The sequence below is a fragment of the Cupriavidus sp. MPR-AND1C genome, from assembly GCF_058809705.1.
The window spans coordinates 16,382-40,699 of sequence record NZ_JBXASU010000016.1; the positions used below are offsets into that span (position 1 = coordinate 16,382).

The 24,318-nt window shown below is 67.5% G+C and carries 25 protein-coding genes; 8 read left to right on the forward strand and 17 right to left on the reverse strand.

From position 1 onward, the window contains the following. Nucleotides 1-53: 53 nt before the first annotated feature. The 3 genes from AC1RWI_RS11675 to AC1RWI_RS11685 form a co-directional block, all read right to left on the reverse strand. Nucleotides 54-848, reverse strand: coding sequence for an IclR family transcriptional regulator (locus tag AC1RWI_RS11675; protein ID WP_492866629.1), 795 nt, complete (start codon nucleotides 846-848; stop codon nucleotides 54-56). A 90-nt stretch (nucleotides 849-938) separates the two neighbouring features. Further along, on the reverse strand, nucleotides 939-2,483 hold the full coding sequence (locus AC1RWI_RS11680) for a class I adenylate-forming enzyme family protein (RefSeq protein WP_492866536.1): 1,545 nt from the start codon (nucleotides 2,481-2,483) through the stop codon (nucleotides 939-941). Nucleotides 2,484-2,616: 133 nt separating this feature from the next. Beyond that, a complete protein-coding gene (locus tag AC1RWI_RS11685; RefSeq protein WP_492866538.1) occupies nucleotides 2,617-4,221 on the reverse strand; it encodes a methyl-accepting chemotaxis protein in 1,605 nt (534 codons plus the stop codon). 288 nt (nucleotides 4,222-4,509) lie between these two features. On the opposite strand from AC1RWI_RS11685, the gene AC1RWI_RS11690 reads away from it, so the two are divergent. After that, a complete protein-coding gene (locus tag AC1RWI_RS11690; protein WP_492866540.1) occupies nucleotides 4,510-5,259 on the forward strand; it encodes an EAL domain-containing protein in 750 nt (249 codons plus the stop codon). Here AC1RWI_RS11690 and AC1RWI_RS11695 read toward each other — a convergent pair. The 3 genes from AC1RWI_RS11695 to AC1RWI_RS11705 all read right to left on the reverse strand — a co-directional run bounded on the left by AC1RWI_RS11695 (nucleotide 5,246) and on the right by AC1RWI_RS11705 (nucleotide 7,895). Further along, nucleotides 5,246-5,971, reverse strand: coding sequence for a response regulator transcription factor (locus AC1RWI_RS11695; protein ID WP_043355101.1), 726 nt, complete (start codon nucleotides 5,969-5,971; stop codon nucleotides 5,246-5,248). The two genes, AC1RWI_RS11690 and AC1RWI_RS11695, sit on opposite strands and share 14 nt — an antisense overlap. Nucleotides 5,972-6,453: 482 nt before the next feature. Next, complete coding sequence (locus AC1RWI_RS11700; RefSeq protein ID WP_162484921.1) at nucleotides 6,454-6,597, reverse strand: KUP/HAK/KT family potassium transporter; 144 nt, start codon at nucleotides 6,595-6,597, stop codon at nucleotides 6,454-6,456. Nucleotides 6,598-6,869: 272 nt separating this feature from the next. Further along, complete coding sequence (locus AC1RWI_RS11705; protein ID WP_492866542.1) at nucleotides 6,870-7,895, reverse strand: aldo/keto reductase; 1,026 nt, start codon at nucleotides 7,893-7,895, stop codon at nucleotides 6,870-6,872. A 155-nt stretch (nucleotides 7,896-8,050) separates the two neighbouring features. Between AC1RWI_RS11705 and cls the strand changes: the two genes are divergently transcribed. Next, nucleotides 8,051-9,484, forward strand: a complete 1,434-nt coding sequence (gene cls, locus AC1RWI_RS11710) for a cardiolipin synthase (protein ID WP_144409987.1) — start codon at nucleotides 8,051-8,053, stop codon at nucleotides 9,482-9,484. Nucleotides 9,485-9,497: 13 nt separating this feature from the next. Here cls and AC1RWI_RS11715 read toward each other — a convergent pair whose 3' ends face one another. The 9 genes from AC1RWI_RS11715 to AC1RWI_RS11755 form a co-directional block, all read right to left on the reverse strand. Next, complete coding sequence (locus tag AC1RWI_RS11715; RefSeq protein WP_043355107.1) at nucleotides 9,498-9,968, reverse strand: ion channel; 471 nt, start codon at nucleotides 9,966-9,968, stop codon at nucleotides 9,498-9,500. Between the two features lie 174 nt (nucleotides 9,969-10,142). Then, complete coding sequence (locus AC1RWI_RS11720; protein WP_082055142.1) at nucleotides 10,143-10,616, reverse strand: nuclear transport factor 2 family protein; 474 nt, start codon at nucleotides 10,614-10,616, stop codon at nucleotides 10,143-10,145. Next, nucleotides 10,616-11,401 (reverse strand): SDR family NAD(P)-dependent oxidoreductase, encoded by a 786-nt coding sequence (locus AC1RWI_RS11725; protein ID WP_492866544.1) that lies wholly within the window; start codon nucleotides 11,399-11,401, stop codon nucleotides 10,616-10,618. Before AC1RWI_RS11725 ends, AC1RWI_RS11720 begins: the two co-directional genes overlap by 1 nt. A 46-nt stretch (nucleotides 11,402-11,447) precedes the next feature. Beyond that, the gene (locus tag AC1RWI_RS11730; RefSeq protein WP_492866546.1) at nucleotides 11,448-12,041 is read right to left on the reverse strand and encodes a DUF3833 domain-containing protein; all 594 of its coding nucleotides are present in this window, start codon (nucleotides 12,039-12,041) and stop codon (nucleotides 11,448-11,450) included. Then, complete coding sequence (locus tag AC1RWI_RS11735; protein ID WP_492866548.1) at nucleotides 12,038-13,384, reverse strand: MFS transporter; 1,347 nt, start codon at nucleotides 13,382-13,384, stop codon at nucleotides 12,038-12,040. Before AC1RWI_RS11735 ends, AC1RWI_RS11730 begins: the two co-directional genes overlap by 4 nt. After that, on the reverse strand, nucleotides 13,381-13,893 hold the full coding sequence (locus tag AC1RWI_RS11740; protein ID WP_492866550.1) for a chalcone isomerase family protein: 513 nt from the start codon (nucleotides 13,891-13,893) through the stop codon (nucleotides 13,381-13,383). The genes AC1RWI_RS11735 and AC1RWI_RS11740 overlap by 4 nt, the downstream gene beginning before the upstream one ends. Before the next feature lie 28 nt (nucleotides 13,894-13,921). After that, nucleotides 13,922-15,136: a class I SAM-dependent methyltransferase gene (locus AC1RWI_RS11745; RefSeq protein ID WP_492866552.1), complete on the reverse strand. Its 1,215-nt coding sequence runs from the start codon at nucleotides 15,134-15,136 to the stop codon at nucleotides 13,922-13,924. Beyond that, complete coding sequence (locus tag AC1RWI_RS11750) at nucleotides 15,133-15,981, reverse strand: DUF1365 domain-containing protein (protein WP_492866554.1); 849 nt, start codon at nucleotides 15,979-15,981, stop codon at nucleotides 15,133-15,135. Before AC1RWI_RS11750 ends, AC1RWI_RS11745 begins: the two co-directional genes overlap by 4 nt. 5 nt (nucleotides 15,982-15,986) lie before the next feature. After that, nucleotides 15,987-17,309: an NAD(P)/FAD-dependent oxidoreductase gene (locus tag AC1RWI_RS11755; RefSeq protein WP_492866556.1), complete on the reverse strand. Its 1,323-nt coding sequence runs from the start codon at nucleotides 17,307-17,309 to the stop codon at nucleotides 15,987-15,989. Nucleotides 17,310-17,497: 188 nt separating this feature from the next. On the opposite strand from AC1RWI_RS11755, the gene AC1RWI_RS11760 reads away from it, so the two are divergent. Next, the gene (locus tag AC1RWI_RS11760) at nucleotides 17,498-18,112 is read left to right on the forward strand and encodes a TetR/AcrR family transcriptional regulator (RefSeq protein ID WP_043355116.1); all 615 of its coding nucleotides are present in this window, start codon (nucleotides 17,498-17,500) and stop codon (nucleotides 18,110-18,112) included. Between the two features lie 105 nt (nucleotides 18,113-18,217). Here the strand turns inward: AC1RWI_RS11760 and AC1RWI_RS11765 are convergent, their stop codons facing one another. Next, nucleotides 18,218-18,487, reverse strand: coding sequence for a hypothetical protein (locus AC1RWI_RS11765; protein ID WP_043355118.1), 270 nt, complete (start codon nucleotides 18,485-18,487; stop codon nucleotides 18,218-18,220). A 379-nt stretch (nucleotides 18,488-18,866) separates the two neighbouring features. Between AC1RWI_RS11765 and nthA the strand changes: the two genes are divergently transcribed. From nthA to AC1RWI_RS11790, 5 genes are all read left to right on the forward strand, one after another. Next, the gene (nthA, locus tag AC1RWI_RS11770) at nucleotides 18,867-19,559 is read left to right on the forward strand and encodes a nitrile hydratase subunit alpha (RefSeq protein WP_492866558.1); all 693 of its coding nucleotides are present in this window, start codon (nucleotides 18,867-18,869) and stop codon (nucleotides 19,557-19,559) included. Beyond that, nucleotides 19,556-20,227 (forward strand): nitrile hydratase subunit beta, encoded by a 672-nt coding sequence (nthB, locus tag AC1RWI_RS11775; RefSeq protein ID WP_043355120.1) that lies wholly within the window; start codon nucleotides 19,556-19,558, stop codon nucleotides 20,225-20,227. Before nthA ends, nthB begins: the two co-directional genes overlap by 4 nt. After that, entirely contained in the window at nucleotides 20,220-20,606 is a 387-nt protein-coding gene (locus tag AC1RWI_RS11780) for a nitrile hydratase accessory protein (protein ID WP_492866560.1), read from the forward strand. Before nthB ends, AC1RWI_RS11780 begins: the two co-directional genes overlap by 8 nt. A 174-nt stretch (nucleotides 20,607-20,780) precedes the next feature. Next, complete coding sequence (gene ribA, locus AC1RWI_RS11785; RefSeq protein ID WP_043355124.1) at nucleotides 20,781-21,377, forward strand: GTP cyclohydrolase II; 597 nt, start codon at nucleotides 20,781-20,783, stop codon at nucleotides 21,375-21,377. A 129-nt stretch (nucleotides 21,378-21,506) separates the two neighbouring features. Then, nucleotides 21,507-22,856: a sensor histidine kinase gene (locus AC1RWI_RS11790; RefSeq protein WP_492866562.1), complete on the forward strand. Its 1,350-nt coding sequence runs from the start codon at nucleotides 21,507-21,509 to the stop codon at nucleotides 22,854-22,856. 7 nt (nucleotides 22,857-22,863) lie between these two features. On the opposite strand, the gene cqsA is transcribed toward AC1RWI_RS11790, so the two are convergent. After that, nucleotides 22,864-24,192 carry an alpha-hydroxyketone-type quorum-sensing autoinducer synthase gene (gene cqsA, locus AC1RWI_RS11795; protein ID WP_236702226.1) on the reverse strand — a complete coding sequence of 443 codons (1,329 nt, stop codon included), beginning with the start codon at nucleotides 24,190-24,192 and terminating at the stop codon, nucleotides 22,864-22,866. Nucleotides 24,193-24,318: the final 126 nt, after the last annotated feature.

A 24,318-nucleotide genomic window follows, 5' to 3' on the forward strand; every position in this document is an offset into this window, starting at 1 on the left:
CACCGCCATCAGGGCGTCAAAAATAGGCCAAAGGGGCGCCAGAACGCGGGTGCCTAGCGATCCTGCGCGCGCAGCGCCGCTTCGATGCCGCGAATGCTCTCGAGCAGGCGCGGGCGCACCGTTTCAAGCAGTAGCGCGGCCGGCACGATGGCGGTGGGCCCGCTGCACGACAACGTCATCGGCGGCAGCGCGGGGCCGGGCCGGAACGCGGCGGCGATCGAGTTGATGTCCGGCAGCCATTCGCCAAACGACGTGGTGCAGCCCTGACGCTCCACCTCCGCGCGGCTGCGCTGCGCAATGGCCTGCGCACTGGCGCCGTCCATCCCTTCCTGTTGCTGGAAGGCGGCCAGTGCTTGTCGTTGTTCCACGGCGGGCAACGCTTGCAGGTAGGCACGCCCCGCGGCCGAGGTCAGCCCGGAAATGCGCGTACCGACCGCCACCCGCAACGTCAGGTACGACTCCGACTGGCAGTTCTCGAAGATCAGCATCTGCGCCCGATCGCGCACGATCAGTGACGTCACGCCCTGGGACAGGTCGGCCAGCTCCTGCATGAACGGCCGCACCACCGCCAGCACATCCACGCCATGCTGCGCCGCCGGCGCGAGGGCCAGCGCCGAGCTGCCGAGCTGGTACTTGGCCTGCTCCGGGTCCAGCCGCAGGTAGCCCAGCTCCGTCAGCGTATGCGTGAGGCGCGACACCGTGGATTTGGGCAGGCCGCAGCGCTGCGCCAGCTCGGCATTGCCCAGCCGCGTCTCAAAGCTGCGGAAACTCGCCAGCACATCGAGACCCCGCGCCAGCGCGGTCACGAAATGCCGGTCTTCCTTGTGCAGCTGCATATGCTGCTGCATGTGCCGCTGCACTTGCGTTTCGTGCGGTGGATCTTCGGTCTGCGGTTCGGACATGGGCGGCCTCGGCTGGCTTGGGGCTGAGCTTGCGTCTCAGCCTGCGCTGGCCAGCAGCTCGCGCAGCCTGGCCTTGAGTATCTTGCCGGACGGTGCGGCCGGCAGGTGGGCCACGATCCGGACCTCCGCCGGCATCTTGTAGGGCGACAGCTGCTCACGCAGGAAGGCGCGCAGCGCGGCCTGGTCCAGCGTCATGCCCTCGCGCACTTCCACAAAGGCGATGACTTCCTCGTTGCCTTCTACCGCGCGTCCCACCACCGCAGACTGCAGCACGGCCGGGTAGGCATTGATCGATTGCTCGACCTCCTCCGGGTACACGTTGAAGCCGGAGTGGATGATGATTTCCTTGGAGCGCCCCACGATGGAGACCGCGCCGTCGGCATCGATGCGCGCCAGGTCTCCGGTGTGCAGCCAGCCGTCGGCGTCGATTACCTGCGCGGTCAGGTCGGCTCGGCGGTAGTATCCCTTCATCACGTTGGGGCCGCGCACCAGCAACTCGCCGCTGCCGTCGGGCAGGCGCTCGCCCAGGCGGATCTCCACCTCAGGCACCACCGGGCCCACCGAGCAATCCGTGCGCGGCGACTCCACCCGGGTCTGGCAGACCGTGGGCGAAGTCTCGGTCATGCCATAGCCGTTGTGCAGGATGATGCCGAAGCTCGCTTCAAACGCCGCCTTGAGCGTGGCGGTGAGCGGCGCGCCACCGGATTGCGCCATGCGCAGCGCGCTCGCTTGCAGCGGCGTTGCCTGGGCGCGGCTCCATTCGATCAGCTTGGCATACATGGCGGGCACGCCATGCAGCACAGTGAGCCGCTGCGCGGCCAGCGCGTGCGCTAGCTTCTCGGGGCGGAATCGCGGTTCGTAGAACACCGTGGCGCCGTTGGAGAGCGGGCCCACCAGCAGCACGGAAAGACCGTAGACGTGCGAGATCGGCAGCACGCCGTAGACCCGGTCGCCCGGCTGCACGCGCGCCTGCATGCGGTTGGAGCGGCCGATGAACATCAGGTTGGCGTGCGTCAGCATCACGGCCTTGGCGGCGCCGGTGGTGCCAGTGGTGTAGATCAGCGCGGCGACCTGGTCGCGCGCTGCTGCGTCCACCGGCTCAGCCACGGCGGCCGCATTGAGCGCGCCCAGCAGCAGCTTGCCCGCATGCGGCCATTCGGCCGGTTGCGCGCCACGCGCCAGGCCGTGCTCGCGCGCTTCGGGATGGGCGTTGTCGAGGTAGAGCGCGATGCGCGCGCCCGAGTGTTCGATGATGTTATCGATCTCGCGGGCGGACAGGCGAGCATTGACCGGAACGGCCCATGCGTCCAGCGCGCTAAGCGCCAGGATCAGCACCGCGCAGCCCACGCTGTTCTCGGTCACCAGCACCACGCGATCGCCGCCGCGCACACCGGCGCCAGCCAGTGCACGGGCGGTTTCGGCAATGGCGCCGCTCAGCTCGCCGTAGCGCAGGGACCGCTCGGCGTCCATCAGGGCCACGCGCTCGGGGTGGCTCTGGACCCAGGGGCCGATGGTCTGGTGCAGGCGGGAAAATGAAGTGGCAGCCGGTGCGTGCGCGGCGGGCGTGGGGGTGCTACTCATCACAGTCTCCAGGTCAGGCGTCCGGCGTGGGCCGCCGGATTTTTCGATGGCGGAATACTCCCACCGATCACCTTACGCGTCAACTGCACTGTGGAATTCATGTTCTGCATTGCAGAACATGGATCATCCGGCCTCAGAACCGGAAGCGCGCGACCCCAGCCGACAGGCCTGCCGCTTGCTCATCCAGGCTGGCCGCCTGCGCCGTAACGGCTTCGACCAGCTCGGCGTTCTGCCGGCTGGTCTGGTCGAGTTGGGCCACTGCCTCGCCCACCGAGCGGATGCCGCGCGCTTGTTCGTCAGCCACCCCGCACAGGCGTTCGGCCAACTGATGGCTCTGGCCGACCGCCTGCTCGATGCCGCTCATCGCGCTGACTACTTGCCCGCTAAGCCGTGCCCCACGGGCGATCTCCGAGCTGGCCTGGCCAATGGTGGTGCGAATCTCGCGCGCGGAGTTGGCGCTGCGCTGCGCCAGCCCGCGCACCTCCTGCGCCACCACGGCGAAGCCGCGCCCGGCCTCGCCCGCGCGGGCTGCTTCCACGGCGGCGTTGAGCGCCAGGATGTTGGTCTGGAAGGCGATGCTCTCGATCACTTCGACCATTTCCGCGATATTGCGCGAGTGCTGGTTCACCGTGTCCATGGCGCCGCTCATCTCGCTCACCACCGCCATGCCGGCGTCGGTGGCTTCGCGTGCCTGGCGTGCCATGGCGCTCGATTCGGTGGCCTGGGCGTGGGCTTGGCCGACCAGCGCGGTGAGGCGCTCGACGCTGTCGGCGGCGGCGGCCAGCGCGGTGGCCTGCAGCGCGGTGCGGCGCGACAGATCGTGGTTGCCGCTGGCGATGCCTTCGCTGGCCGCGGCGATCTCGGCGGCGGAGCGCTGGATCCCTTCCAGCACGCCGGCGAGCTGGTCGCGCATGCGCGCCAGCAGGCTCATCAGGCTGTGGTCATCTCCGGCGCGCACGCGCACGGCTTGCTGCAGGTCGCCCGAGGCGATGCGGCTGGCCACCTTGGCCGCGTCCGCCGGCTCGCCGCCCAGCTCCGAGTGCAGCAGGCGCGAGGCGAACCAGGCCAGCGCGGCCGCTGCTGCAAGGCTAGCCACCAGCATGCCAACCATCACGGCCTGGCCGCGCAACTGGCTGGCCGTCACGGTGGCTACCGTAGCGGCGGCCTGCCGCTCCTGCTGCTCGCGCGTGACCTCGACCAGATCGGCCAGCTTCTGCAATTGCTCGCCAAGAAAATGGCCGTCGACCGAAACGGCGCTGTCGAACTGCAGGGCATCGAGCGGCTGCTTGCGCAGCAACGTGACATAGTCACGCAGCATCGCCGCGGCGCTGTTGCGTTCGGCTTGCAGCGCGGTGGCCTGGGCGGGTGCGGCCGTGCGCACGGTGCCAAGTGCCTGGTCGAGGCGCGCGAGGGCGCCATCGATGTCGGCGGTTGCGCCGTCGCGCTCGGTGCTGCTGGTCGCCATGGTCAGGGCAAGCTGGGCGCGGCCCAGCCGGGCCAGCGCCGATTGTGCGCGCTCCGCGGCGATGGCGCCCTGCATATCGCGTTGATAGAGCGTATCTGTCATCTGCTTGACCGAGACGAGGCTGAAAATGCCCGTCAGCCCCACCACGGCGCCGAACACATAGACCAGCGCAAATGCCACGCACATGCGCGCGCTGAGGGGAAGCCGGCCCAGCCAGGCGGGCATGCGCCGGCCGGCGCGGCGTGGAAGGCGAAGGTGGATGGCTTGCAACACGGTTGAGACTCCGATGGACCACGCGGCCCATATGCTGACCCTGGGGTGCCGCCATCTCGCGCTCCGGTTTGCAGCGCCGGCTTACCACGGGTGACGGCATGACTTTGTTGTGGGCTGCATGCTCGCCGCCATCTGTGACGCATTAATGACATCCCGCCATTGCGCAGGGGTAATCGGCTTTGTCATCCGCGTGACACATGGCTGACATGCAATAGAGGGCGAGTCACATTGGCTCACCAGCTTCTTGCGCCTGGCGCCGCGCCTCCCCACGTCACGTTCACTCCGTCCATGCAGATTGCCTACCCCCTGGGCGGCGCGCCCGTGCTGCGGCTACGCTTGCCGCCGCTCCACGCCGTCTTCCAGCCTATTGTGGTGTTCGGGACCGGCCATGTGCTGGGCTACGAGGCGCTGGTCAGGGGGCCCGCCGAGTCGCCGCTGGCCATGCCGGACGCCTTGTTCCGCCTGGCCCGCGACGAGGCCGAGACCATCGAGCTGGAGCTGCGGGCGGCGCGCACCGGGCTGTCCGCGTGCCTGGCGAATGGCTTGCGCGGCAAGTTGTTCCTCAACTTCAGCGCCATGGCGCTGCGCTACCTGCTGGCCAACGGCGGGCGTGCCATGCGGGCCCTGGTGGCGAACAGCATCGCGCCGGATCGGGTCGTGATCGAGGTGACCGAGCAGACCCCCATCGAGGACGCGGAGCGCTTCGGGCAGGCCATGGCCGTGCTCCGCGAGCTGGGCATGCAGTATGCGCTGGACGATTTCGGCACCGGCCACGCCAATCTCGACCGGCTGGTACACCTCGCGCCGCACTACACCAAGCTGGACAAGTCGCTGGTGCGTGGCATCGGCACGTGCTCGCGCCGGCTTGAGGTCGTGCGCACGGTGCTGGCCCTGGTCAAGGCGCTGGACGGCGAAGTGATCGCCGAAGGCATCGAGGATGCCGATGAACTGGCGGTGCTGCGCGATCTCGGCGTGCCCTTCGGGCAGGGCTACTACCTCGGCAGGCCGGCGCCGCACCCGGTGCTCAGCCAGTGCTGAGCGGGCCAGTCCGAGGCAGCCGCCCGCCGGTCTCATCCAGGCGATATCCCTTGCCATACACCACCGTGATGACCAGCCCATTGCGGGGGTGGAGCCCCAGTGCCCTGCGCAGGCGCGATACCAGGCTCGCCAGGGCGCGGGACAACGGTGGCAGCGGACAGCCCCAGATTGCGCGTTCGATATGGGCACGGGACAAGACCCGGCCGACGCTGCCAAACAGCAACGCTGCCAGCTCGAACTCCTTGCGGGGCAGCGTGAGCCGGCGTCCCTGGAACACGACCTCGTGCGCCAGGCAGTCCAGTGAATAGAGCCCGACCGCCAGGTCCGGGCTCGGCGTTTGCCGGCGCGCGGCGGCACGGCGCTGCAGGGCGTGCAGCCGGGCCACCAGCTCGCGCGCGCGCAACGGGCGGATCATGTAGTCGTCTGCGCCCGCCTGCAAGGTATTGACGACCGAGTCTTCGTCGCGCTGGTGGGAAACCACCATCACCGGCACTTCGCTGCGCCAGGCGCCGCGCACCGCGCGCACGGCTTCCACGGCAGGCATGTCGGCAAGGTCGTGGTCGATCAGCAGGACGTCGTAGCCGGCTTGGTCAATGCCACGGAAAAGCTCCGCGCTTGCGGGGTAGGTGTGGCAAGGCACGCCGGCGCGAGCGAGGGCATCTGCAATGGCCTTGGCCTGCAGCGACAGATCCGCTAGCAGTGCGATCTTCATAGGAATTGTCCATCTGGCATTGACGCGGTTCGCAGGGCCGGTGCGCGCATCGGCTGCCCGCAAGGCGACTCAGGCAGGATAGTCCGCGGCGCGAGGGATATCACCTGGAACAATCTGCAAGGACGGGCAGAAAATTCCCAAAGCAGCGGGGCGCCAAGCCACAAGGCGACCGGCATCGCACCAGCCCACGGTCGATTGTTGCGGTGCACGTACACATTTTGTCCACGATTGCCGGATCGTGTTATCCACAGCTTGTGTGGATAACCGCGCTTGACGTGCCGCGCTTGGCCAATGGTGGCGGTTATGTATCGGGCTGCCTAAATTTTGAACAGGAAGGCGGGTGACGCCTCGCCAGCGACCGTGGAGGCGGACAAATTCAGTGCTGCAGCGTGCAAGGCAGCAAGCGCGGCAGAGAGGCTGGTCATGAAGGTAGGTGCGTATTGCAATGCGTTGGCCGGCAGGGGGGCGTGATCGTCAGATTGTCAGATCGAGACGCGGCGGCCAATCTCCACCACCTGATTGCTGGGCAGCCGGAAAAGATCGGTAACGTGCATGCCGTTCCTGACCATCAAGGCGAACAGCTTGCCTTGCCAGTGCGGCATCCGGCTATCGCCCTCGCGCAGCACGATGGTTTCCAGGCCAATGTAGTATCGCGCATGGCGATAAACAGCTGCACGGACGTCATCAGCATGGTGAGGGAAACGGCGATGCCATACGCGCAAGCCAGTTGATCCGATTCCAGATCAGCAGGCTCAAGCGGCCCAGGATAACCGGCGCCGACGGCTTGCCCCCCGAGAGCGCGAGCACGGTTTTCAGCGTGTATCGATCAGCGCAGGGGCTTGCGGCATGACTATCTCTCCAGGCAACCCATTGAAGAACATTGCGGCAAGCCCGGGATTCAGGCTGCAGGAACCGGTCGCCCGGTCAGCGGATAGTTCGGATCGTTGTAGCCATGCGTGGAGGCATGTCCGGGCCGCACCAACTGGTCGACCAGGGCCTCCTCTTCGGGGGAGATGGGCACGCCGACGGCGTCAAAGTAATCCTCGAACTGTGCCAGCGTGCGCGGCCCGGCAATCACCGAGCTGACAATCGGGTTGGCCAGCACCCAGGCGGTAGCGAACTGGCCCAGCTTGAGGCCACGCGCATCGGCATGCGCCTTCAGCGTCTGGGCAATCACCAGCGATTCCTCGCGGAATTCCGTTTCCATCATGCGGCGGTCGGCGCGGCCCGCGCGTGAGTCTTGCGGGGGCTGCTGGCCGGGCAGGTACTTGCCGGTGAGCACGCCGCGCGCGATCGGGCTGTAGGGCACCACGCCAAGGCCGAAGTGCTGGCAGGCCGGCAGGATTTCCACCTCGGGCATGCGGTTGAGCAGGTTGTAGTAAGGCTGGCAAACCACCGGGCGCGGCACACCCAGCTGGTCGCACAAGCGTGCGGCCTCGGCGATGCGCCAGCCGCGGAAATTGGACAAGGCCCAGTAGCGGATCTTGCCGGCACGGACCAGGTCGCCCATGGCGCGCACGGCTTCTTCCAGGTTTTCGCCGGGGTAGTCGCGGTGCAGGTAGAGGATGTCGAGGTAGTCGGTGCCAAGGCGGCCCAGGCTTTGCTCGACTTCGCGCAGGATCCAGACGCGCGAGTAGTGCGAATGGTTGGGCGCAGCCTGCATCGGGTTGCCGAGCTTGCTGGCCAGGATCCAGTCATGGCGGTCGGCGGCGAGCAGCTTGCCCACCATGCGCTCGGAGCCGCCCTTGCTATACACGTCCGCGGTGTCGATGAAGTTGACGCCGTGCGCGCGAGCGCTAACGACGATGCGGCCGGCCTCGGCTTCGTCGGTCTGGTCGGCGAACATCATGGTGCCGAGGCACAAGGCCGACACCTTGAGGTTGCTGGCGCCCAGGCGCCGGTATTCCATCTTGAACTCTGACATTGCGGTCTTCCTTGATATGGCTGGCGGTCAGGCGGTAACGCGGTAAGGCGTGCAAGCTTAACGCCTGTGGGGAAATTCTGCCTGCCCCCGGGCCGCGGCTATGCCAGAATGCTAGCCATTGTGGTCTGGCTCCGCCAAGGCGAAATCCAACAATCATGCTCAGCCCCTCCCTCGTCGCGGCGATCGTGCTGGCGTTCCATCTGCTTGGCGTCGTTGCGGCTTTGCACGCTGTGATGACGGTGCGCACCGCGCCCGGCGCCATCGCGTGGGCCGGCTCGCTGGTGATGATGCCGTACTTCACGCTGATCCCGTACCTGATCCTCGGCAGCAGCAGTTTTGCCGGCTACGTGAATGCCCGGCGCTTCAATAACGACCGGCTGCGCGAGGTCACGCACGAGATGGAGCCGCACGAGCGCGAGGCGCGCGACGCCAGCGTGGTGCACTCGCCCCCGCAGCCTTACCTGCGCGCCTTGCCCCGGCTGACCGGCACGCCGTGCCTGGCCAACAACGCGGTGCGGCTGCTGGTCAACGGCGAGGCGACGTTCGAGGCCATCTTTGCGGCGATCGCCGCCGCGCGGCAGGTGGTGATCGTGCAGTTCTTCATCGTCCACGACGATGCGCTTGGGCGGCGCCTGCAGAGCCTGCTGTGCGAACGCGCTGCCGCGGGCGTGAAGGTGTATTTCCTCTACGACAGCATCGGCTCGCATGCGTTGCCGGGCCAATACGTCAAGGTGCTGCTGGCCGCAGGGGTAGAGGCGCGCGCCTTTGCCACGCGGCGCGGCTTTGTCAACCGCTTTCAGCTCAATTTCCGCAACCACCGCAAGCTGGTGGTGGTGGATGGGGAGTGCGCGTTTACGGGCGGTCACAACGTCGGCAACGAGTACCTCGGGCAAAAACCGCCGCTGGCGCCCTGGCGCGACACGCATATCGAGATCCGCGGCAGCGCCGTGCTGGACTTGCAGATGGTGTTTGCCGAAGACTGGTTCTGGGCCGCGCGGGAGGTGCCCATGCTGCTGCCCCCGCCGGCAGCACCTGCCGGGGGCATGACCTGCCAGGTGGTGCCGTCCGGCCCCGCGGACGCGCAGGAAACCTGCTCGCTGTTTTTCGTCGAGGCAATCCAGGCGGCGCGCCGGCGGGTGTGGATCACCAGCCCGTACTTCGTGCCGGACGAGGCCGTGTTCGCCGTACTCCGGCTGGCGGTGCTGCGCGGGGTTGACGTGCGCATCCTGCTGCCGGCGCGCCCCGACCATCTCGTGGTGTTCGCCGCCTCCACGCTGTATGCCTACCGGGCCGTCTGTGCGGGCGTGAAGCTCTATCGCTACCAGCCGGGCTTCCTGCACCAGAAGGTCATCCTGATCGACGATGAGGCCGCGGCGGTCGGCAGCGCAAATCTCGATAACCGCTCGTTCCGGCTCAATTTCGAACTGATGGTGATGACCGCGGACCGCGATTTTGCCGCCAGCGTGACGCGCATGCTGGAGGCGGACTTCGCGCAGGCCTGCCAGATCGAGCGCAGCGAATACACTGCCGCGCCGACGCTGCGCCGCGTGGCGATGCACGTGGCCACGCTGTTTGCGCCGATCCTGTAACCATGCGTCGTGCCTACAGATCCGCTTGCGCCGCTTGCCTTGAGGTGCCGGTTGGCCAGTCGCGGCGCATGATGATGTAGGTGAAGGATGTCGACCAGCCGATCAGGATCAGGCCCACCAGCGGCTCGATGCTGGCGAGCAGGCGCGTGGCGCCAACCGGCGCGATGTCGCCCAGGCTTTGCGTGGTGAAGGTTTCAAGCGAGAAGTAAAGGTAGACGATGGGCGTGATGGGATGGGCGCTGGCAAGGCCGCCCAGGCCCAGCACATGGCCCGCCACCCAGTAGCCGACGGCAAACACCATGGCCTCGAGGCCATGGGCCAGGATGATGCAGACGATCAGCACGCCAACGTTGACGCGGCCGGTCCAGCGGCGCGGATTCATGCCGGACAGCAGGCGCAGGGCTTCGTAGTGGATGGCGACCACGGTTACGGTCAGGATACTGACGCAGGCCAAGGCCAGGAGGTCGTGGACGGTGAGGTTCATTGAGCGTTCCTTGTCGGGCCGGGATCGCCTCGGTTGGGCGCGGCACGCGATAGTGACCGCCCTTGCCGCCGGGATGTTCCCCGGGGCATGGGCGCACACGGTCACAAACTGCTTGGAATGTAACGGGGGATCACGCGCAATGCCAGCCCGAAGCGCAGTAGCGCACTGGCGCGGCTAGGAAAGCGGCGCGGCGAAGCGGCGGCGCAGCCAGCCTACCAGCGGCCCGAGCCAGGGCAGTTGCTGCCAGAGCTCCTGCGCGGCGTCCCAGTAGTCGCGATGGAGTGTCACGCGTCCATCGCCGTCAAAGCGAAAATGCGAGCTACCGTGCACCTGGTAGGGCTTGCCCTTCAGGGTGAAGTGGAAGTCCCACAGCACAAACGCCTGGCCCGGCTGCCGGAATTGCTCACCGATCACAAAGCGCGGGTTGTCCGTGGCGACGAACATGTGCGCAAAGATCCGGCGGATCGCCTCTCGTCCGCGCACATCGTTGAAGGGATCCTTGAAGCGGGCATCGTCGGCATAGAAGCGCGCGATGTCGCCCAGCGAGGCGGGCGAGAGCGTTTCGTACCATCGCAGCAGGGCGGTCAACTCGGTCAATTCAGTCAATGCGGTCAACTCCGTCAGTGCGTTCGGGCCGGTCAGGGGCATCACGGCGCGTCCATCACTCTTTGCAGCGCCGCAAGGCGCAGCCGGTAGGGTAACAGGCTGGCGAGCTTGAGCAGGCGGGTGAAGCGGCGCGGGAAATCGATCTCGAAGCGGCCGCGCGCCAGCCCCTGCAGGATGGCCTCGGCGGCGGCCTCGGGGGTGAGCAGGGCAGGCATCGGGAACGCGTTGTTGGCCGTCAGGCGTGTCTTGACGAATCCCGGGTTGACCAGGTAGACGCCCAGCCCGCGCGGACGCAGTTCGGCGTAGAGCAGTTCGGCCAGGTTGATCAGGGCGGCCTTGGTTGGCCCGTAGACGGTGGCGTTGGGCAGGCCCATGTAGCCGGCCACGCTGGCGACCAGCACCAGGCTGCCGCTGCCGCGCGCGAGCATGTCGGTGAGCGTGGCCTGCAGCCCGTAGTAGACGCTGTTCAGGTTGGTCTCGATGGTGTGGCGCACGCTCTCGGCCTCCAGCTCCCAGGGGCGTAACGCACGATAATCGGCGGCGCAAAACACCACCAGGTCCACGCCCTCCCAGGCCTCGCGCAGTGTGTCATGCGCCAGGCGCCAGGCGTGTGGATCGGTGGCGTCCATCGGCAGCAGCAGCGCCGTGGCGTGATCGCCGGCAACCGCCTTGAGGGCTTCAGCCCGGCGCGCCGACAGGGCTACCCAGGCGCCGCGCGCAAGCAGGGCGCGCGCCAGCGCCGCGCCGATGCCGCTCGATGCGCCGACCAGCCAGACCCGCTTTTCGTGCCAATCCGTCCAGCGGGGGTTGAGTGCCGTCCTGGCCATGGTTGCCTCTCTGATTTGCGCCGCAGGCGCGATTCGGCCATCGCGGCTATTGCTGAGATGGCTGAGATTGCTGAGATTGCGGTGATTGCGGTGATTGCGGGCGCCGGAAGAACACCGTGACCTGGCCAACCTCGAAACCGAATTTCGAGACGCTGGCGCGATTGATCATGGTGCGCGCGTCGACCAGGTACATCCAGTCGTCGAACTGCACGTCATACGTGGCGTCTCCCACCGGCAGCCGCAGCGTGTAGCGCCAGTTCAGCGTGTTGCCCGCGCTGTGCCCGATCGCTTCGCCCACCACGTCGCCGGCGCGGCCGCGCCAGGTGCCGTCGGGCTGGCGCGCCAGCGTCCAGGTGCGCTGCTCGGTGCTGCCGTCGCTGTAGGTGAAGTGCTCGTCCAGTAAGAAATCGCTGCCTTCCCGGCGGCCCTCGATGGTTACCGTGAAGCGCTTGACGACCTCGCCGCTGCGCTTCTGGAACATGCCCCAGGCCTCGGTCTTGCCACTGAAGAAAGCCGGCACATCGAGCACGGGCTGCTGCTGCGCATACTGCGAAACGTCCGGGCCGGCGCAGGCAGCCAGCCATAGCGCGGCGTACAGCAGCAGGCGTTTGCCGCAGTGCGAAGGGTCAAGGCGAATCATGTCGGGTCCTCCATCGGTGGTGCCGGGGCCGTGCGCAGGCACAGCATGGCGGCGAGCTTGAACAGGCAGGGCAAGCCGCCGTAGACCAGCGCCAGGGCATGGCTGCCGGGCGCCGTGCCGCCGGCGCCCGGCTGGTAGCCGCACCAGGCCAGCAACGGCAGCGCCAGGCCCGACAGCGCGAGCGCCAGCTTGCCCAGCAAGCTCCAGATGCCGTAGTAGCCGCCGGGTTGCTCGCCGGGGGGAATCAGGCAGGCCAGCAGCACCGGCGGCAGCGCCAGGTCGGCGCCAAGCGCAAGTCCCGCCAGCACGCACACGGCCAGGTAGGCGCTGGTGTCGCCTGTGCCCAGGCCGGCCGCCCAGACAAAGGCGGCCACCGCCAGCGTCATGCCAAGCCGCCAGGCCCCTATGGGGCCGATGCGCGCGCAGAGGCGGGTCCAAAGCGGCAGGCCGCAGGCGCCCGCCGCAAAATAGGTGGCGAGGAACGCGCCGGACCACTGCGGCGCGCCCAGCCGATCCTGGATGAAGAACAGAACCAGCGTAGCCGGTATCGAGACCGATATCGCGTTAAGGAAATACGGCAGCAGCAGGCGCCGGAATGCACGGTTGGCGAGCGTGGCGCGCCAGCCGTGCACGCCAGCGCTGTGGTGGCGCCAGGCCGGCGCGTGCCGCAGCAGCAACGCCAGCGCGCCCAGCAGCAAGGCGGCGAACACCAAGGCATAGCCCGCCATGGCCGGCGCGGCGGGCCAGCCCGATGCGCCCAGAAGCCAGGTAGGCAAGACGCTGGCCAGCATCACCCCGGCCAGGCCCGCTGCCTCGCGCCAGGCCGCGGCGCGGGTCAGCGTGGCCGGCTCGCCAGACACGCGCGCGCCCCAGGCCAGATAAGCAATGTTGACCACGCTGTGTGCGCTGTAGACCAGTATCAGCGAGAGCGCCAGCCAGGCGGCCAGCGCCCCGCCGCGCACAGGCGGCAGCCACAGCATGGCAAAGGTCGCCGAGAGCACCAGGCACGCTAGCCATAACGCGGGCGCCAGCTTGCCGCGCTGTGCCAGGTGGTCGATCCAGCGGCCGAGGAACGGGTCCTGCACGGTGTCGATCAGCCGCGCGGCGAACAACACCGTGCCGGTCGCGGACAAGGCCAGCCCGAGCTCGCTCGCGTAGTAGGCGGGCACCTGCACGTAGACCGGCAGGGCAGCCATGGCCAGTGGCATGCCGAGCAGGCCATAGGCAGCCATGGCGGATGCCGGGGCGGGCGCGGGCAGGGCCGGATCGGGATTGGGCGCCGTGGGCGCGGCGGGCGCGGTGGGCGTCGCGGCTGTCGCGCTGCCGAGGTGCGGCGCGTTCATCGTGCGAGCCCGAGCAGGCGCTGGCGCAGCGCCGGCGCGCGCGTGGCGGGGTCGAGCCAGATCGAGAAAAACGCCAGCGCAAAGGCGGAGTCGTCGATCTCGGTGGTCAGCCGATCGCCTGCGTAGAAGCGCACGCCCTTGCCGGGCATGAACACGCCGGTGAGCGTGTCGCCCGGGCGCACGTCGACAAACGCCTGTGCCAGGCTTGCGCGCCAGCGATCGAGCATTTGCGGGCTGGGCGGCATATTGCCGGCGCTGCCGATGCGCGTCATCTCGTCGAGGCTGGTTTCGACCAGGCGCTCGCGCTTGATGCTGCGGTCGTAGGTGAGTTGCAGCGCAAAGGGCACATCCGGCGCGTCTGGCGCGATCGGCAGCTGCGCGCTCCAGAGCTGGGCGGAATAGAGGCGAAACCCGAACACGCGGAATTCGCCTTCGCCCGACAAGCGGGCGGGCTGCACGTCTGCGCGCCAGCCCGCCGCGGCAAGCGCCGGGACACATAGGATGGCCATGGCAAGGGCGGCGGCAGCGCGGCGCATCTCAGGCCTGCCGCTGCAGCACGAACTGCATGACGTCGGTGCGGCCTTCGTCGAATCCGGCTTCGCAGTAGCACAGGTACAGGCGCCAGGTACGGATGAAGACCGCATCGAAGCCTTGCGCGGTGACATCATCAAGCCCCTGCTCGAAGGCCGCGCGCCAGCGCCGCAGCGTCTCGGCGTAGTCCGGGCCAAACGCCAGCGTGACGCGGCTTTCCAGCCCGGCCCGCAACCCGGCCTTCAGGAAACGCCCGGGGCTGGGCAGCATGCCGCCTGGGAACACGTACTCGCGGATAAAGTCGCTGCTCGCGCGGTAGGCCTTGAAGCGCGGCTCTTCGATGGTGATCGACTGGACCAGCGCGCACGCGCCGGGCCGCAGGCGCTGGCGCAGCATCTGGAAGTAGCCGGGCCAATAGCGCTCGCCCACGGCCTCGAACATCTCGATGGAGACAATGGCGTCGTACTCGCCATCAAGGTCCCTGTAGTCGCGCAGCTCCAGCCGGGCGAGCCCTTGCAGACCGGCCTGGGTCACGCGCTGCTGCGCTACCTCAAGCTGTGCGGCGGAGATGGTGATGCCGTGCACGTGGATCCCTTGCCTTGCCGCATGCATGGCAAAGCCGCCCCAGCCGCAGCCCACTTCCAGCACGCGCATGCCGGGCTTGAGGCCAAGCGTGTCGACGATATGCTGGTACTTGGCGTCCTGCGCCGCTTCCAGCGGCCGGCTCCGCTCGCCCTGGAACAGCGCGGCAGAATAAGTCCAGGTCGGGTCCAGCCAGCGCTGGTAGAAGGCGTTGCCCAGGTCGTAGTGCGCGTGGATGTTGCGGCGGCTGCCGGTGCGGCTGTTGGGGCGCAACCGGTGGCGCAGGCCGTACCACCACCGCGCCAGCCAGCTGCCGACCACGGTCCGCGCCAGCGCGGACTCATTGCGGATGGCCAGGCGCAGCAGCGCGGTGAGATCCGGCGTATCGAGCCAGCCTGCGCGGTAGGCCTCGGCAAAGCCGATGTCCCCGGCGCGCAGGATCTCGGCACAGGCACGCCAGTCGCGCAGCTCCAGGCGCGCGCCGGGTCCGGCATGCGGATCGCCAAACAGGCATTGCTCGCCCGAGGGCGCGACCAGCAACAGGTGGCCAACGCGGATGCGCTCGAGCAGGGTTAAGAAAAGACGGGCTGACGCAGGGGCACCGTCGGGCGGCAGGGTTAGCGCGCGAGAGGGCGTCATGGTTTGTTTTCCTCGGACTGCGACAGGTTGGCGGATGGGTTGGGGAAACTCGTCGGGCCGTGCGGACCGGCACCGGGGCCTGGATCTTTGCCGCGGAACGGCACGTTCTTCAGCCACAGGCGCAGGGCCTGCCAGTGGATGCGCGCCATCACCGACACCGTGAGCCAGGGCTGCCGCGCCAGCGCACCCAGCACATTGGCGCGCGAAAACGGCAGGCGGCGCCCACCGATCGCGGTACGGATCACGAGGCCCGTGGCGTCGTAGTAGTCAATGCCGGCAAAGCTGGTGCCGCCGGTATCGCGCAGGCGGAACGCATAACTGCCCTCGACCAAGCAGAACGGCGACACATGCAGTGCCTTGTGGCAGGTCAGCACGGTGTCGGGGCCGATTGCGCAGCGGTCGGGCGCGCACAGCAAGTAACGGTGGCTGGCGCCGAAGGTGTTGTTGACCTCGGCCAGCACCGCGCGCAACTGGCCGGCGCGGTCATGGCAATGCCAGAAGCTCACCGGGTTGAAGGCATAGCCGAACACGCGCGGGAACGTCTGCAGCCAGATCTCGCCGTCGGCCGGCAGGTTGGCCTCGACCAGCAGCCTGCGCATCCACGCGGCCAGGTCGCTGCCATCGCGCGGGCCGTAGTCGCGCGTGGCAAGCGACAGCGGCGCCCAGCGGTCGATGCCGAACCACCAGTGGCGCAAGGCAGGCAGGCGGTCGAGATTGCAGCGCAGGTAGAACACCGGATACACAAAGCGGTGGCGTGTGGGACGCAGGCGTTCATGCATCACGCGGCCAAGCAGCAACCACGCGGGCGGCGCGTCGGCGGGGCTGCTGGCAAGGTGGTCTTCCATGCCGCTCATAGCCTGGCCCAGTCCGGCAGCACATCGAAATCGGTGGCCACGCGCAGCGCGGACTTGAGCCCGTCCTCATGGAAGCCGTAGCCCGTCCAGGCTCCGGCAAACCAGGTGCGGCGCCGACCCTGCAACGCGGGCAGCGCGGACTGCGCCGCCACGGCGGCCAGGTCGAAGACCGGATGCTGGTAGTGGTAGCGGCCCAGTTCCGTGCCGGGCGCCGGCGCGGTGACGGGGTTGAGCGTCACCACCACCGGGGTCTTGAAGGGCAATGGCTGGAGCTGGTTGCACAGGTAGCTCACGCAGACCGGGCGGTTGTGGCCGGCATGATCGTGCGTGCCAACGGCACCGCCCAGGTAGTTCCAGGCTGACCACACCTTGCGCCGGCGCGGCAGCAGGGCCGGGTCGGTATGCAGGATCGCCAGGTTCGGCTGGTACTGCACCGCGCCAAGCGTACGGCGCTCGCCGGGATCCGCGTCCGCCAGCATGCGCAGCGTGGTGGGCGCGTGGGTGGCCAGCACCGCCGCGTCGAAATGCTCGGGGCCATCGTCGGTCAGCAAGTCAACGCCGCAGTCATGCCTGCGGATGCTGCGCACGGGCGTCGATATCCGGATGGCGGCATCGCGCTGCGCCAGTTGCGCGCAGATCCGCCGTACATAATCACGCCCGCCGCCCTGCACCGTTTTCCACTGCGGCCGGTTGTTGACCTGCAGCAAGGCGTGGTTGAGGCAGAAGCGCAGGAAGGTGGCGGCAGGAAAACGCAGGATATCGGCGGTTGCGCTGGACCAGATCGCCGCCGCCATCGGCAGCAGGTAGTTGTGGCGAAAGGGCTGGCCATAGCCGCCGTCGAGCAGCAACTGGTCCACCGAGCAGCCGCTCCGGGTGGCCAGCGCCAGGTTGCGCTCGGCGGCACCGTTGAAGCGCACGATATCGCGCAGCATCGACAGGAAGCTAGGCGAGAAGAGGTTGCGGCGCTGCGCGAACACGGTGTTCAGGTTGCTGCCGGCCCATTCCAGCCGGCCCTGGTCCAGCGATACGGAGAACGACATATCGGTGGGATAGGCCGTGACCCCAAGCTCGGCGAACAGCGCGATCAGGTTGGGATAGGTGCGGTCGTTGAACACCAGGAAGCCGGTGTCCACGGGATGGCGCGCCCCCTCCAGCTCGACCTCGACCGTGTTGGTATGCCCACCCAGGTAGTTACCAGCTTCAAACAGTGTGACGTTGTGCCGACGCGACAGTAGATAGGCGCTCGCGAGGCCGGAGATGCCTGCGCCGACTACGGCGATGCGCTGGCCGCGTGGATAGGTTCCGGGCGCGCCGCTCATGCCGCATCCTTGCTGGCGAGCGCGCGCTCGCCAATCGCGCCAGCCCTTGTGGCAGCTTGGCTGGCGGCGGTTGCAGGGTGGCAGTGCTGGGGATTTCCTGAATTCGACATCGCTTTGCCTGGATGGGTGCTAAGATGGTTTCGTACCGCTCTGGAAAAAAGATTACTACATAGTAGCGAGATTTACTAATGAGTATTTTCGGCAGGCTGAGTTTCAAGGACCAGGCTTTCAAGCTGCGCGAGGACGCGATCCTCGACGCGGCGACCCGCATCCTGGCTGGCAAGGGCTTCGACCTGATGACCATGGACGACGTGGCGCTGGAGGTTGGCATCTCCAAGCCCAGCCTCTACAAGCACTTCAAATCCAAGGAGGACCTGGTCGGCGAAGCGCTGATCCGGCTGATCGACGGCGCGCTCGAGTACCTGGAGCAGCTCCCGGGCGATCTCACGGGGCTGGCGCGCTTGCGCGCCTTGCTCGAGTGGGCGCTGCGGGTACGCCTGACCGGCGGGCTGCCGTTCCTGCCATCCACCAGCCCGCATGTGCGCGAAATGCTCACGCGCAACCTGCGCTACGTCACGCGCGTGCTCAAGCTCAACCGGCAACTGGAAAAGCTCGTGGCCGAGGCCAAGGCGGCGGGCGAGCTCGACCCGTCGTTGCCCGACGAGGTGATTCTGTTCAGCTATTACGCGCGCACTTGCGATCCGGCCGTGGAGTACCTGCAGCTGTACAGCAAGCTGGGCACCGACGCGATCGTCGAGCACATGCTCAAGGTCAGCTTCGAGGGAATGCGTAGTCACGTGTAGGCGGGCGCGGGCAAGCCGCGCTCTGGTGGTCCTGATGCCTACATGTACGGTGCGCTGCAGGGAATGGATGCGCGCCGGCTGCGCCCGGCCCCGGTGAGGCGGGGCCTAGTCGAACTCGACGTAGAACTCGCCGCGCGGCCCGTCAAAGCCGACGCGTGGCACCTTGCCGTGTTCGCGGCTGGAGCGGGCCAGGGCGCGAAGCTCGGCCTGCCGGGCGGGCTCGCGCAGGCTGCGGCGGGCCTTGGTGCTGATCTCGACCGGGCCGCACTGCGGGTTGCCGCAGTCGTACCGCACCCATTGCCCGTAGCTGCCTCGACGGGCGCGGGCTACGGCCTGGGTGCCGCAAAGCGGGCAGTACTCTTGTTTTTCCTTCATCGCCGTCAATGGTCGCCGTCAATGGCCGTCAATGGCCGAAAAGGGGAGGAGAGGGCAGGGGCGGGGAAATCGGTCCAGGCAGCTATGCTGCCGCACCGGTGGCAACGCAAAATCAAATTGAAACGTGACCAGCCACGCAGCCGGGTGGTCAATGTCCCTACAGGCTTTGCATACAAGTCTGCGCAGATCCCCGCCGTGCTGCTGCCCCTCTTTCGAGGGGATTGATCGGCCGAGGGGCACTCGATGCCCGGTGGGCGGGGATCATGGTTTGCCGAAGGCGCCGGGCGGCCCGGATTGCCAGGCGCCGCGGGTGCGGCCATACTGGGCGCTCAGCAGTGTCCGTGCCAGAACGATCCCGGAACGATCTCCCCAGACATCGATGCGCCAAGACTCTCCCGACTCGCCATCCAGTCCCCCGCATGGCCCTGATCACGACCACGAGCACGAGCACGAGCACGGCGGCAGCGCGCTCTCCGAGATGGACCTGCGCGTGCGCGCGCTGGAATCCCTGCTGGTGGAGAAGGGCTATGTCGATCCGGCGGCGCTGGATGTCCTGATCGAGACCTACGAGCAACACATCGGCCCACGCAACGGGGCGCGCGTGGTCGCCAAGGCCTGGGCCGAACCTGCCTACAAGGCGTGGCTGCTGGCGGACGCCACAGCGGCCATCGCCTCGCTCGGTTTTACCGGGCGCCAGGGCGAGCACATGATCGTGCTGGAGAACACGCCCACCACCCACAACATGGTGGTCTGCACGCTGTGCTCCTGCTATCCCTGGCCGGTGCTGGGACTGCCACCGGTCTGGTACAAGTCCGCCCCGTACCGCGCGCGGGCGGTGATCGACCCGCGCGGCGTGTTGCGCGATTTTGGCTTTACGCTGCCGCAGGCGGTGCAGATCCAGGTGTGGGATTCCACCGCTGAACTGCGCTACCTGGTGCTGCCCATGCGTCCGGCTGGTACCGAGGGCTGGGGCGAGCAAGCGCTGGCGGAACTGGTGACCCGTGACGCGATGATCGGCACGGGCCTGCTGCCGGATGTGACCACGCCGGCAACGGCAGGGGAGCCGCGATGAACGGTGGCCAGGATCTCGGCGGCATGCAGGGCTTCGGCCCGGTTCGCCCGGAAGCCGATGAGCCGGTATTCCACGCCGGCTGGGAGCGCCGCATGCTCGCGCTGACGCTCGCCATGGGTGCGCTCGGCAAGTGGAATATCGACACCATGCGCGCGGCCCGCGAAAGCCTGCCGCCGGCGCAGTACCTTGGCAGCAGCTACTACCAGATCTGGTTCGAAGGCCTCAAAGCCATGCTGCTCAGGACCGGCATGGCCAACGCGGAAGAAATCGCCAGCGGCGCATCCACCACGCCGCCGCTGCCCCTCGCGCGCATCCTGAGCGCGGATCAGGTTGCGCCGGCCCTGGCGCGCGGCACGCCCAGCGCCCGGCCCGCGCCGGGAGCAGCCCGATTCCAGGTGGGCGACCGGGTACGCACCCGCCAGATGCATCCCGCCGGCCACACCCGGCTGCCACGCTATTGCCGTGGACGGCAAGGCGAGATCGCGGCCGTGCACGGCGCCCATGTGTTCCCGGACGCCAGCGCCGCCGGGGCCGGCGACCAGCCGCAGTGGCTCTACACCGTGCGCTTTGCCGCCACCGAGTTGTGGGGCCCCGACACCACCGCGGCCTCGGTCTGTGCGGATTGCTGGGAGTCCTATCTTGACCCGGCGGAGGTGGCCCATGGCTGATCCGGCGTCGACTTTGCCCTTGCCCGCAAGCCTGCGGGCCATGCGGGCAGCGCTGCCTGCACTGCCTTGCGACAGCACCGGACCGGTGTTCCGTGAGCCGTGGGAAGCACAGGCCTTTGCGCTGGCGCTGGCCTTGCATGAGCGCGGTGCCTTTACCTGGACGGAATGGGCGGCCGCCCTGTCCCAGGTCATCCGCGAAGCCCAGGCGGGTGGGGATCCCGACAACTGCGAGCATTACTACCGCTTCTGGCTGACCGCGCTGGAGCGGCTCGCCGCGGCCAAAGGCCTGGTCGACGCCAGCGCGCTGCTGAACCGGCGCGACGCGTGGGACGCGGCGGCCCGGCGCACGCCCCACGGCCAGCCGATCGAGCTTCGCTGAGGCGCCAAAGGGGGCCGGTTTTAACGCGACTTTCAGGCCAGGGACATGCCGCCGGAGCGCCCACGGCCACTTGCCCGCCAGCGATCCGGCCCCGCTCGTGCTACCGTATCGGACTAGACGCTATCAAGCGCCCCGATGCCGAGCCGCCAAGGCCGGCGCAACACTCCGACTGACATGAATGACACAGAGATCCAGCTGATCGGCTCGGCCCGCTTGCCGACCCGTTTTGGCGAATTTACCGCCCACGCCTTCAAGGGTGCCGTTTCGGGCATCGAACACCTTGCGTTGAGCGTTGGCGACATCACTGGCGAGGCTGTGCTGACCCGCCTGCATTCCGAATGCCTGACCGGCGACGTGTTCGGCTCGTGCCGTTGTGACTGCGGCGAGCAGCTCGACCTGGCCATGAAGAAGATCGCCGAGGAAGGCCGCGGCATCCTGTTGTACCTGCGCGGCCAGGAAGGGCGCGGGATTGGCCTGGGCCACAAGATCCGCGCCTATGCGCTGCAGGACGGCGGGCTCGATACGGTCGACGCCAACCTGGCGCTGGGCCAGGAAATCGATAGCCGCAACTACGCCTTTGCCGCCGACCTGCTGCATCAGTGGGGCGTCAAGTCGATCCGGCTGATGAGCAACAATCCCAAGAAAAAGCAGGCGCTGGAAGCCGCGGGCATCAAGGTGGTGGAGCAGATGCGCCATATCGTGCCGTCCAACGCCGAGAACGAAAAATACCTGGAGACCAAGCGCGAGCGCATGGGCCACCTGCTGGATTGACGCTGCGGGGCAAGCCAGCAGCGGATTCCGGCCTAAGCCGCGAAAAGCGCACAAAATCGAGAAAAGAACCGCGCTATCCGGCTACACTTTCGCATCGTTGCCACCATCAGCCCTCAGCCGGTTCTCAACATGCTTGCCCAGATTCAACGCAGTTGCGGTGAAAGCGCGATGCGCCTGCGCCGGGTGCTTGCCAGGGAAGTCCATCTCGACATCCGCCAGCCGGCCCAGGTCAAGCGCATCCGCCTGCTGGGGTGGCTCGCCTTTACGGGCTACCCGGCGTTCTACCTGATCTGGAAATTCTGGTTTCCCCAGCCTTACGAGAGCCTGGCCCTGCGGCTGGTGGCCATGGTCATGTGCCTGCCGCTGATCGTCTCGCGCGATCTGCGTGACAAAAAATGGCTTCCTGCGCATTTTTTGGCGACCCTGACGTACAGCCTGTCGTTTTTCTTCGTCTACATGTATTTGATGAATCACGGCAACCTGGTGTGGTCCCAGTCGCTAGTGATCGCCGTCATCATCCTGTTCAACTTCAGCGGCTGGCTGGGTGGCGCCACCTCCCTGGTGGTGGGGACGGCCCTGGCGTGGCTGGTCTACAACTGCGTGACGCCGCCGCCGGCCGCGATGCTGGAGGTGAACTGGCCGATGGAGTTGCCGATCATCGGTTTCACCATCTGCACCATTGCCGTGCTGAAGATCGACCAGCGCATCCTGATCCAGGAAAAGCTGGACGGCATGGCGATTGCGCTGGGCACGGTGGCCCATGAGTTGCGCACGCCGATCCGCAGCATCGGCTCCACGGCGCTCGGCATGGGCCGGTATCTGCCGGGCCTGATCCGTTTCTATGAGGAAAACGAGACGCCGGAGAACTCACTGCACCTGCCGCGAGCCCATTTTGGCCTGCTCAAGGATGCGCTGCCGCGGATCCAGCTGGAGGTCGACCGCATGAACCACGGCATCGACGTGCTGCTGGTCAATGCGCGCGCCAAGGCCCTGCACGGGCCCAGCGAGGTTTTCCTGCTCGGCCAGGCCGTGGAGGAAGCGATTTCCCGCTACCCCTTCGAAGCCAGCCAGCGGGAACTGGTGCGCGTGGATCTGGAAGAGGATTTCCTGGTCCACGCGGACCAGAAGCTGATGGTCATGGTGCTGTTCAACCTGATCAAGAACGCGCTGCACGCGCTGGCGCGGGCAGGGCACGGCGATATCCGGCTTCGGCTGGAGCGCGGCACCCGGCGCAACCGGCTGATCTTTCGCGATACCGGCACCGGCGTGCCGGAGCGCGAGCTGCCGTCCATCTTCAAGCGTTTCCACACCTACCCGCGCAACGAGGGAACCGGCATCGGCCTGGCCTTTTGCCGAGAGACGCTCGAGGCCTGGGACGGGCGCATCCATTGCAGCTCGGTTGAACACGAGTACACGGAGTTCGTCCTCGAGTTCCCGCTTGCCAAGCCGCACCCGGAGGGCGACAGCCCGGCAAGCTGAGCCGGCATCAGGCCGTGCCGTGCAGCGCTTCGAGGCTGGCTTGCAGCGTGGTCTGCATGGCCATCGGCGGGCGCGCCACCGGCGTGCGCGGCTTGCGCTGCGTGGAACGCCAGCCGGCCAGGTTCACCTCATCGCGGATTTCCGCGCAGACCTGGATCAGGCGCTCGATTTCCACGGCGGTGAGATGGGCATGCATGGTCAGCCGCATCAGCGCGCGGTCCCGCGCGGTGGCCGGCGCGCAGAACACGGCACCAAAGATCCCGCGTGACTGCAAGGCATTGCGCAGCACCAGCGTCTGCTCCTCGGTGCCAGACTCCAGCGCGATGATCTGCTCGGATCCCGCCGAGACGTTGTAGCCCAGCCCGGACAGCGCTTCGCGCACCTGAGCCGATACTGCATGCAATTGCCTGCGGCGATCGTTCGCCCCGACGATGAAATCCGCTGCGGCGTCGAACCAGGCCAGTTCGTGGCTGAGCAGCCCTGAGCTGAAAATGGCCGGGCGCGATTCCGCGGCGAAGTACCCCTTGAACGACGACGGGCACGTCACCAGCCCCGCGCGGCCGCCAAACGCCTTGGCCAGGCTGGCCGTCTGGAAGTGGACCCGCTTCGACAGTCCGAGCTGCGCCACCAGGCCTGCGCCGCCGGGGCCATGCGTGCCGAGAGAATGTGACTCATCCACTACGATCACACTACCGGTACGCTCCGCGACTTCCACGAAATCGGTCAGCGGGCACAGGCTGCCGTTGGTGCTGTAGACAGAATCCACCACGATGATGCCGGGGCCCTCCTTGCGGATCTGGCGCTCGGCGTGCTCCGCGTCGTTGTGCATGAACGGCACGGCGCGGGCGCGCGCCGCGTGGGCGCCTTCCCACAGCGACATATGGGCCAGCATGTCCAGGTAGACCGGCGTGCGCTCGTTGGCGATGCTCTGCAGCAGGCCCACATTGGCCACCCAGCCCGACTGGCAGAGGATGCTGTCCTCGGCGCCGCTGAACTGCGCCAGCTTGCGCTCCAGCCGGGCGGTGGGGTTGTCGCCATACTGGAACACGGCCGACATCAGCAACTCGCTCTCCGGCCCGCGCATGGCGGCCGTCTGCGCGCGCACCAGCTTGTCTTCGCCGAGCAGGCAAAGATAGTCGTTGCTGGAGAAATGCACGGCGTCGGGCCCGGGTTGCCGGCCGTGCAGCAAGTGGCTGCCGCCCCAGCGCTTCTGTACGCGTTCCACCTCGTGGCCCGCCACCCGCGTGGTGACAAAATCCGGCCAGGCAGCCACCGTGGCGGCGGCCTGGTGCGACGTACGGCTAGCTTGCAGGCAACCCGAATCCATATTGCTCATTACAACCCCCTTGAAGTACTCCGACTAAAGAAAATGGCCGAAACGGCCGATGAAGGTCGAGGCAACACAGGCGCTTCCCGCGTCCTTTGTTTGCAATATAGGTTCCGGGGCGGAATGGCAGCCTGC

Excerpts from the sequence above, each read along its gene's own strand:
- AC1RWI_RS11675 (WP_492866629.1), bottom strand. The coding sequence starts at position 848 with ATGCAGCAGCATATGCAGCTGCACAAGGAAGACCGGCATTTCGTGACC.
- AC1RWI_RS11680 (WP_492866536.1), bottom strand. The coding sequence starts at position 2,483 with ATGAGTAGCACCCCCACGCCCGCCGCGCACGCACCGGCTGCCACTTCA.
- AC1RWI_RS11690 (WP_492866540.1), top strand. The coding sequence starts at position 4,510 with ATGCAGATTGCCTACCCCCTGGGCGGCGCGCCCGTGCTGCGGCTACGC.
- AC1RWI_RS11695 (WP_043355101.1), bottom strand. The coding sequence starts at position 5,971 with ATGAAGATCGCACTGCTAGCGGATCTGTCGCTGCAGGCCAAGGCCATT.
- AC1RWI_RS11705 (WP_492866542.1), bottom strand. The coding sequence starts at position 7,895 with ATGTCAGAGTTCAAGATGGAATACCGGCGCCTGGGCGCCAGCAACCTC.
- cls (WP_144409987.1), top strand. The coding sequence starts at position 8,051 with ATGCTCAGCCCCTCCCTCGTCGCGGCGATCGTGCTGGCGTTCCATCTG.
- AC1RWI_RS11715 (WP_043355107.1), bottom strand. The coding sequence starts at position 9,968 with ATGAACCTCACCGTCCACGACCTCCTGGCCTTGGCCTGCGTCAGTATC.
- AC1RWI_RS11720 (WP_082055142.1), bottom strand. The coding sequence starts at position 10,616 with ATGCCCCTGACCGGCCCGAACGCACTGACGGAGTTGACCGCATTGACT.
- AC1RWI_RS11725 (WP_492866544.1), bottom strand. The coding sequence starts at position 11,401 with ATGGCCAGGACGGCACTCAACCCCCGCTGGACGGATTGGCACGAAAAG.
- AC1RWI_RS11730 (WP_492866546.1), bottom strand. The coding sequence starts at position 12,041 with ATGATTCGCCTTGACCCTTCGCACTGCGGCAAACGCCTGCTGCTGTAC.
- AC1RWI_RS11735 (WP_492866548.1), bottom strand. The coding sequence starts at position 13,384 with ATGAACGCGCCGCACCTCGGCAGCGCGACAGCCGCGACGCCCACCGCG.
- AC1RWI_RS11740 (WP_492866550.1), bottom strand. The coding sequence starts at position 13,893 with ATGGCCATCCTATGTGTCCCGGCGCTTGCCGCGGCGGGCTGGCGCGCA.
- AC1RWI_RS11745 (WP_492866552.1), bottom strand. The coding sequence starts at position 15,136 with ATGACGCCCTCTCGCGCGCTAACCCTGCCGCCCGACGGTGCCCCTGCG.
- AC1RWI_RS11750 (WP_492866554.1), bottom strand. The coding sequence starts at position 15,981 with ATGGAAGACCACCTTGCCAGCAGCCCCGCCGACGCGCCGCCCGCGTGG.
- AC1RWI_RS11755 (WP_492866556.1), bottom strand. The coding sequence starts at position 17,309 with ATGAGCGGCGCGCCCGGAACCTATCCACGCGGCCAGCGCATCGCCGTA.
- AC1RWI_RS11760 (WP_043355116.1), top strand. The coding sequence starts at position 17,498 with ATGAGTATTTTCGGCAGGCTGAGTTTCAAGGACCAGGCTTTCAAGCTG.
- AC1RWI_RS11765 (WP_043355118.1), bottom strand. The coding sequence starts at position 18,487 with ATGAAGGAAAAACAAGAGTACTGCCCGCTTTGCGGCACCCAGGCCGTA.
- nthA (WP_492866558.1), top strand. The coding sequence starts at position 18,867 with ATGCGCCAAGACTCTCCCGACTCGCCATCCAGTCCCCCGCATGGCCCT.
- nthB (WP_043355120.1), top strand. The coding sequence starts at position 19,556 with ATGAACGGTGGCCAGGATCTCGGCGGCATGCAGGGCTTCGGCCCGGTT.
- AC1RWI_RS11780 (WP_492866560.1), top strand. The coding sequence starts at position 20,220 with ATGGCTGATCCGGCGTCGACTTTGCCCTTGCCCGCAAGCCTGCGGGCC.
- ribA (WP_043355124.1), top strand. The coding sequence starts at position 20,781 with ATGAATGACACAGAGATCCAGCTGATCGGCTCGGCCCGCTTGCCGACC.
- AC1RWI_RS11790 (WP_492866562.1), top strand. The coding sequence starts at position 21,507 with ATGCTTGCCCAGATTCAACGCAGTTGCGGTGAAAGCGCGATGCGCCTG.
- cqsA (WP_236702226.1), bottom strand. The coding sequence starts at position 24,192 with ATGAGCAATATGGATTCGGGTTGCCTGCAAGCTAGCCGTACGTCGCAC.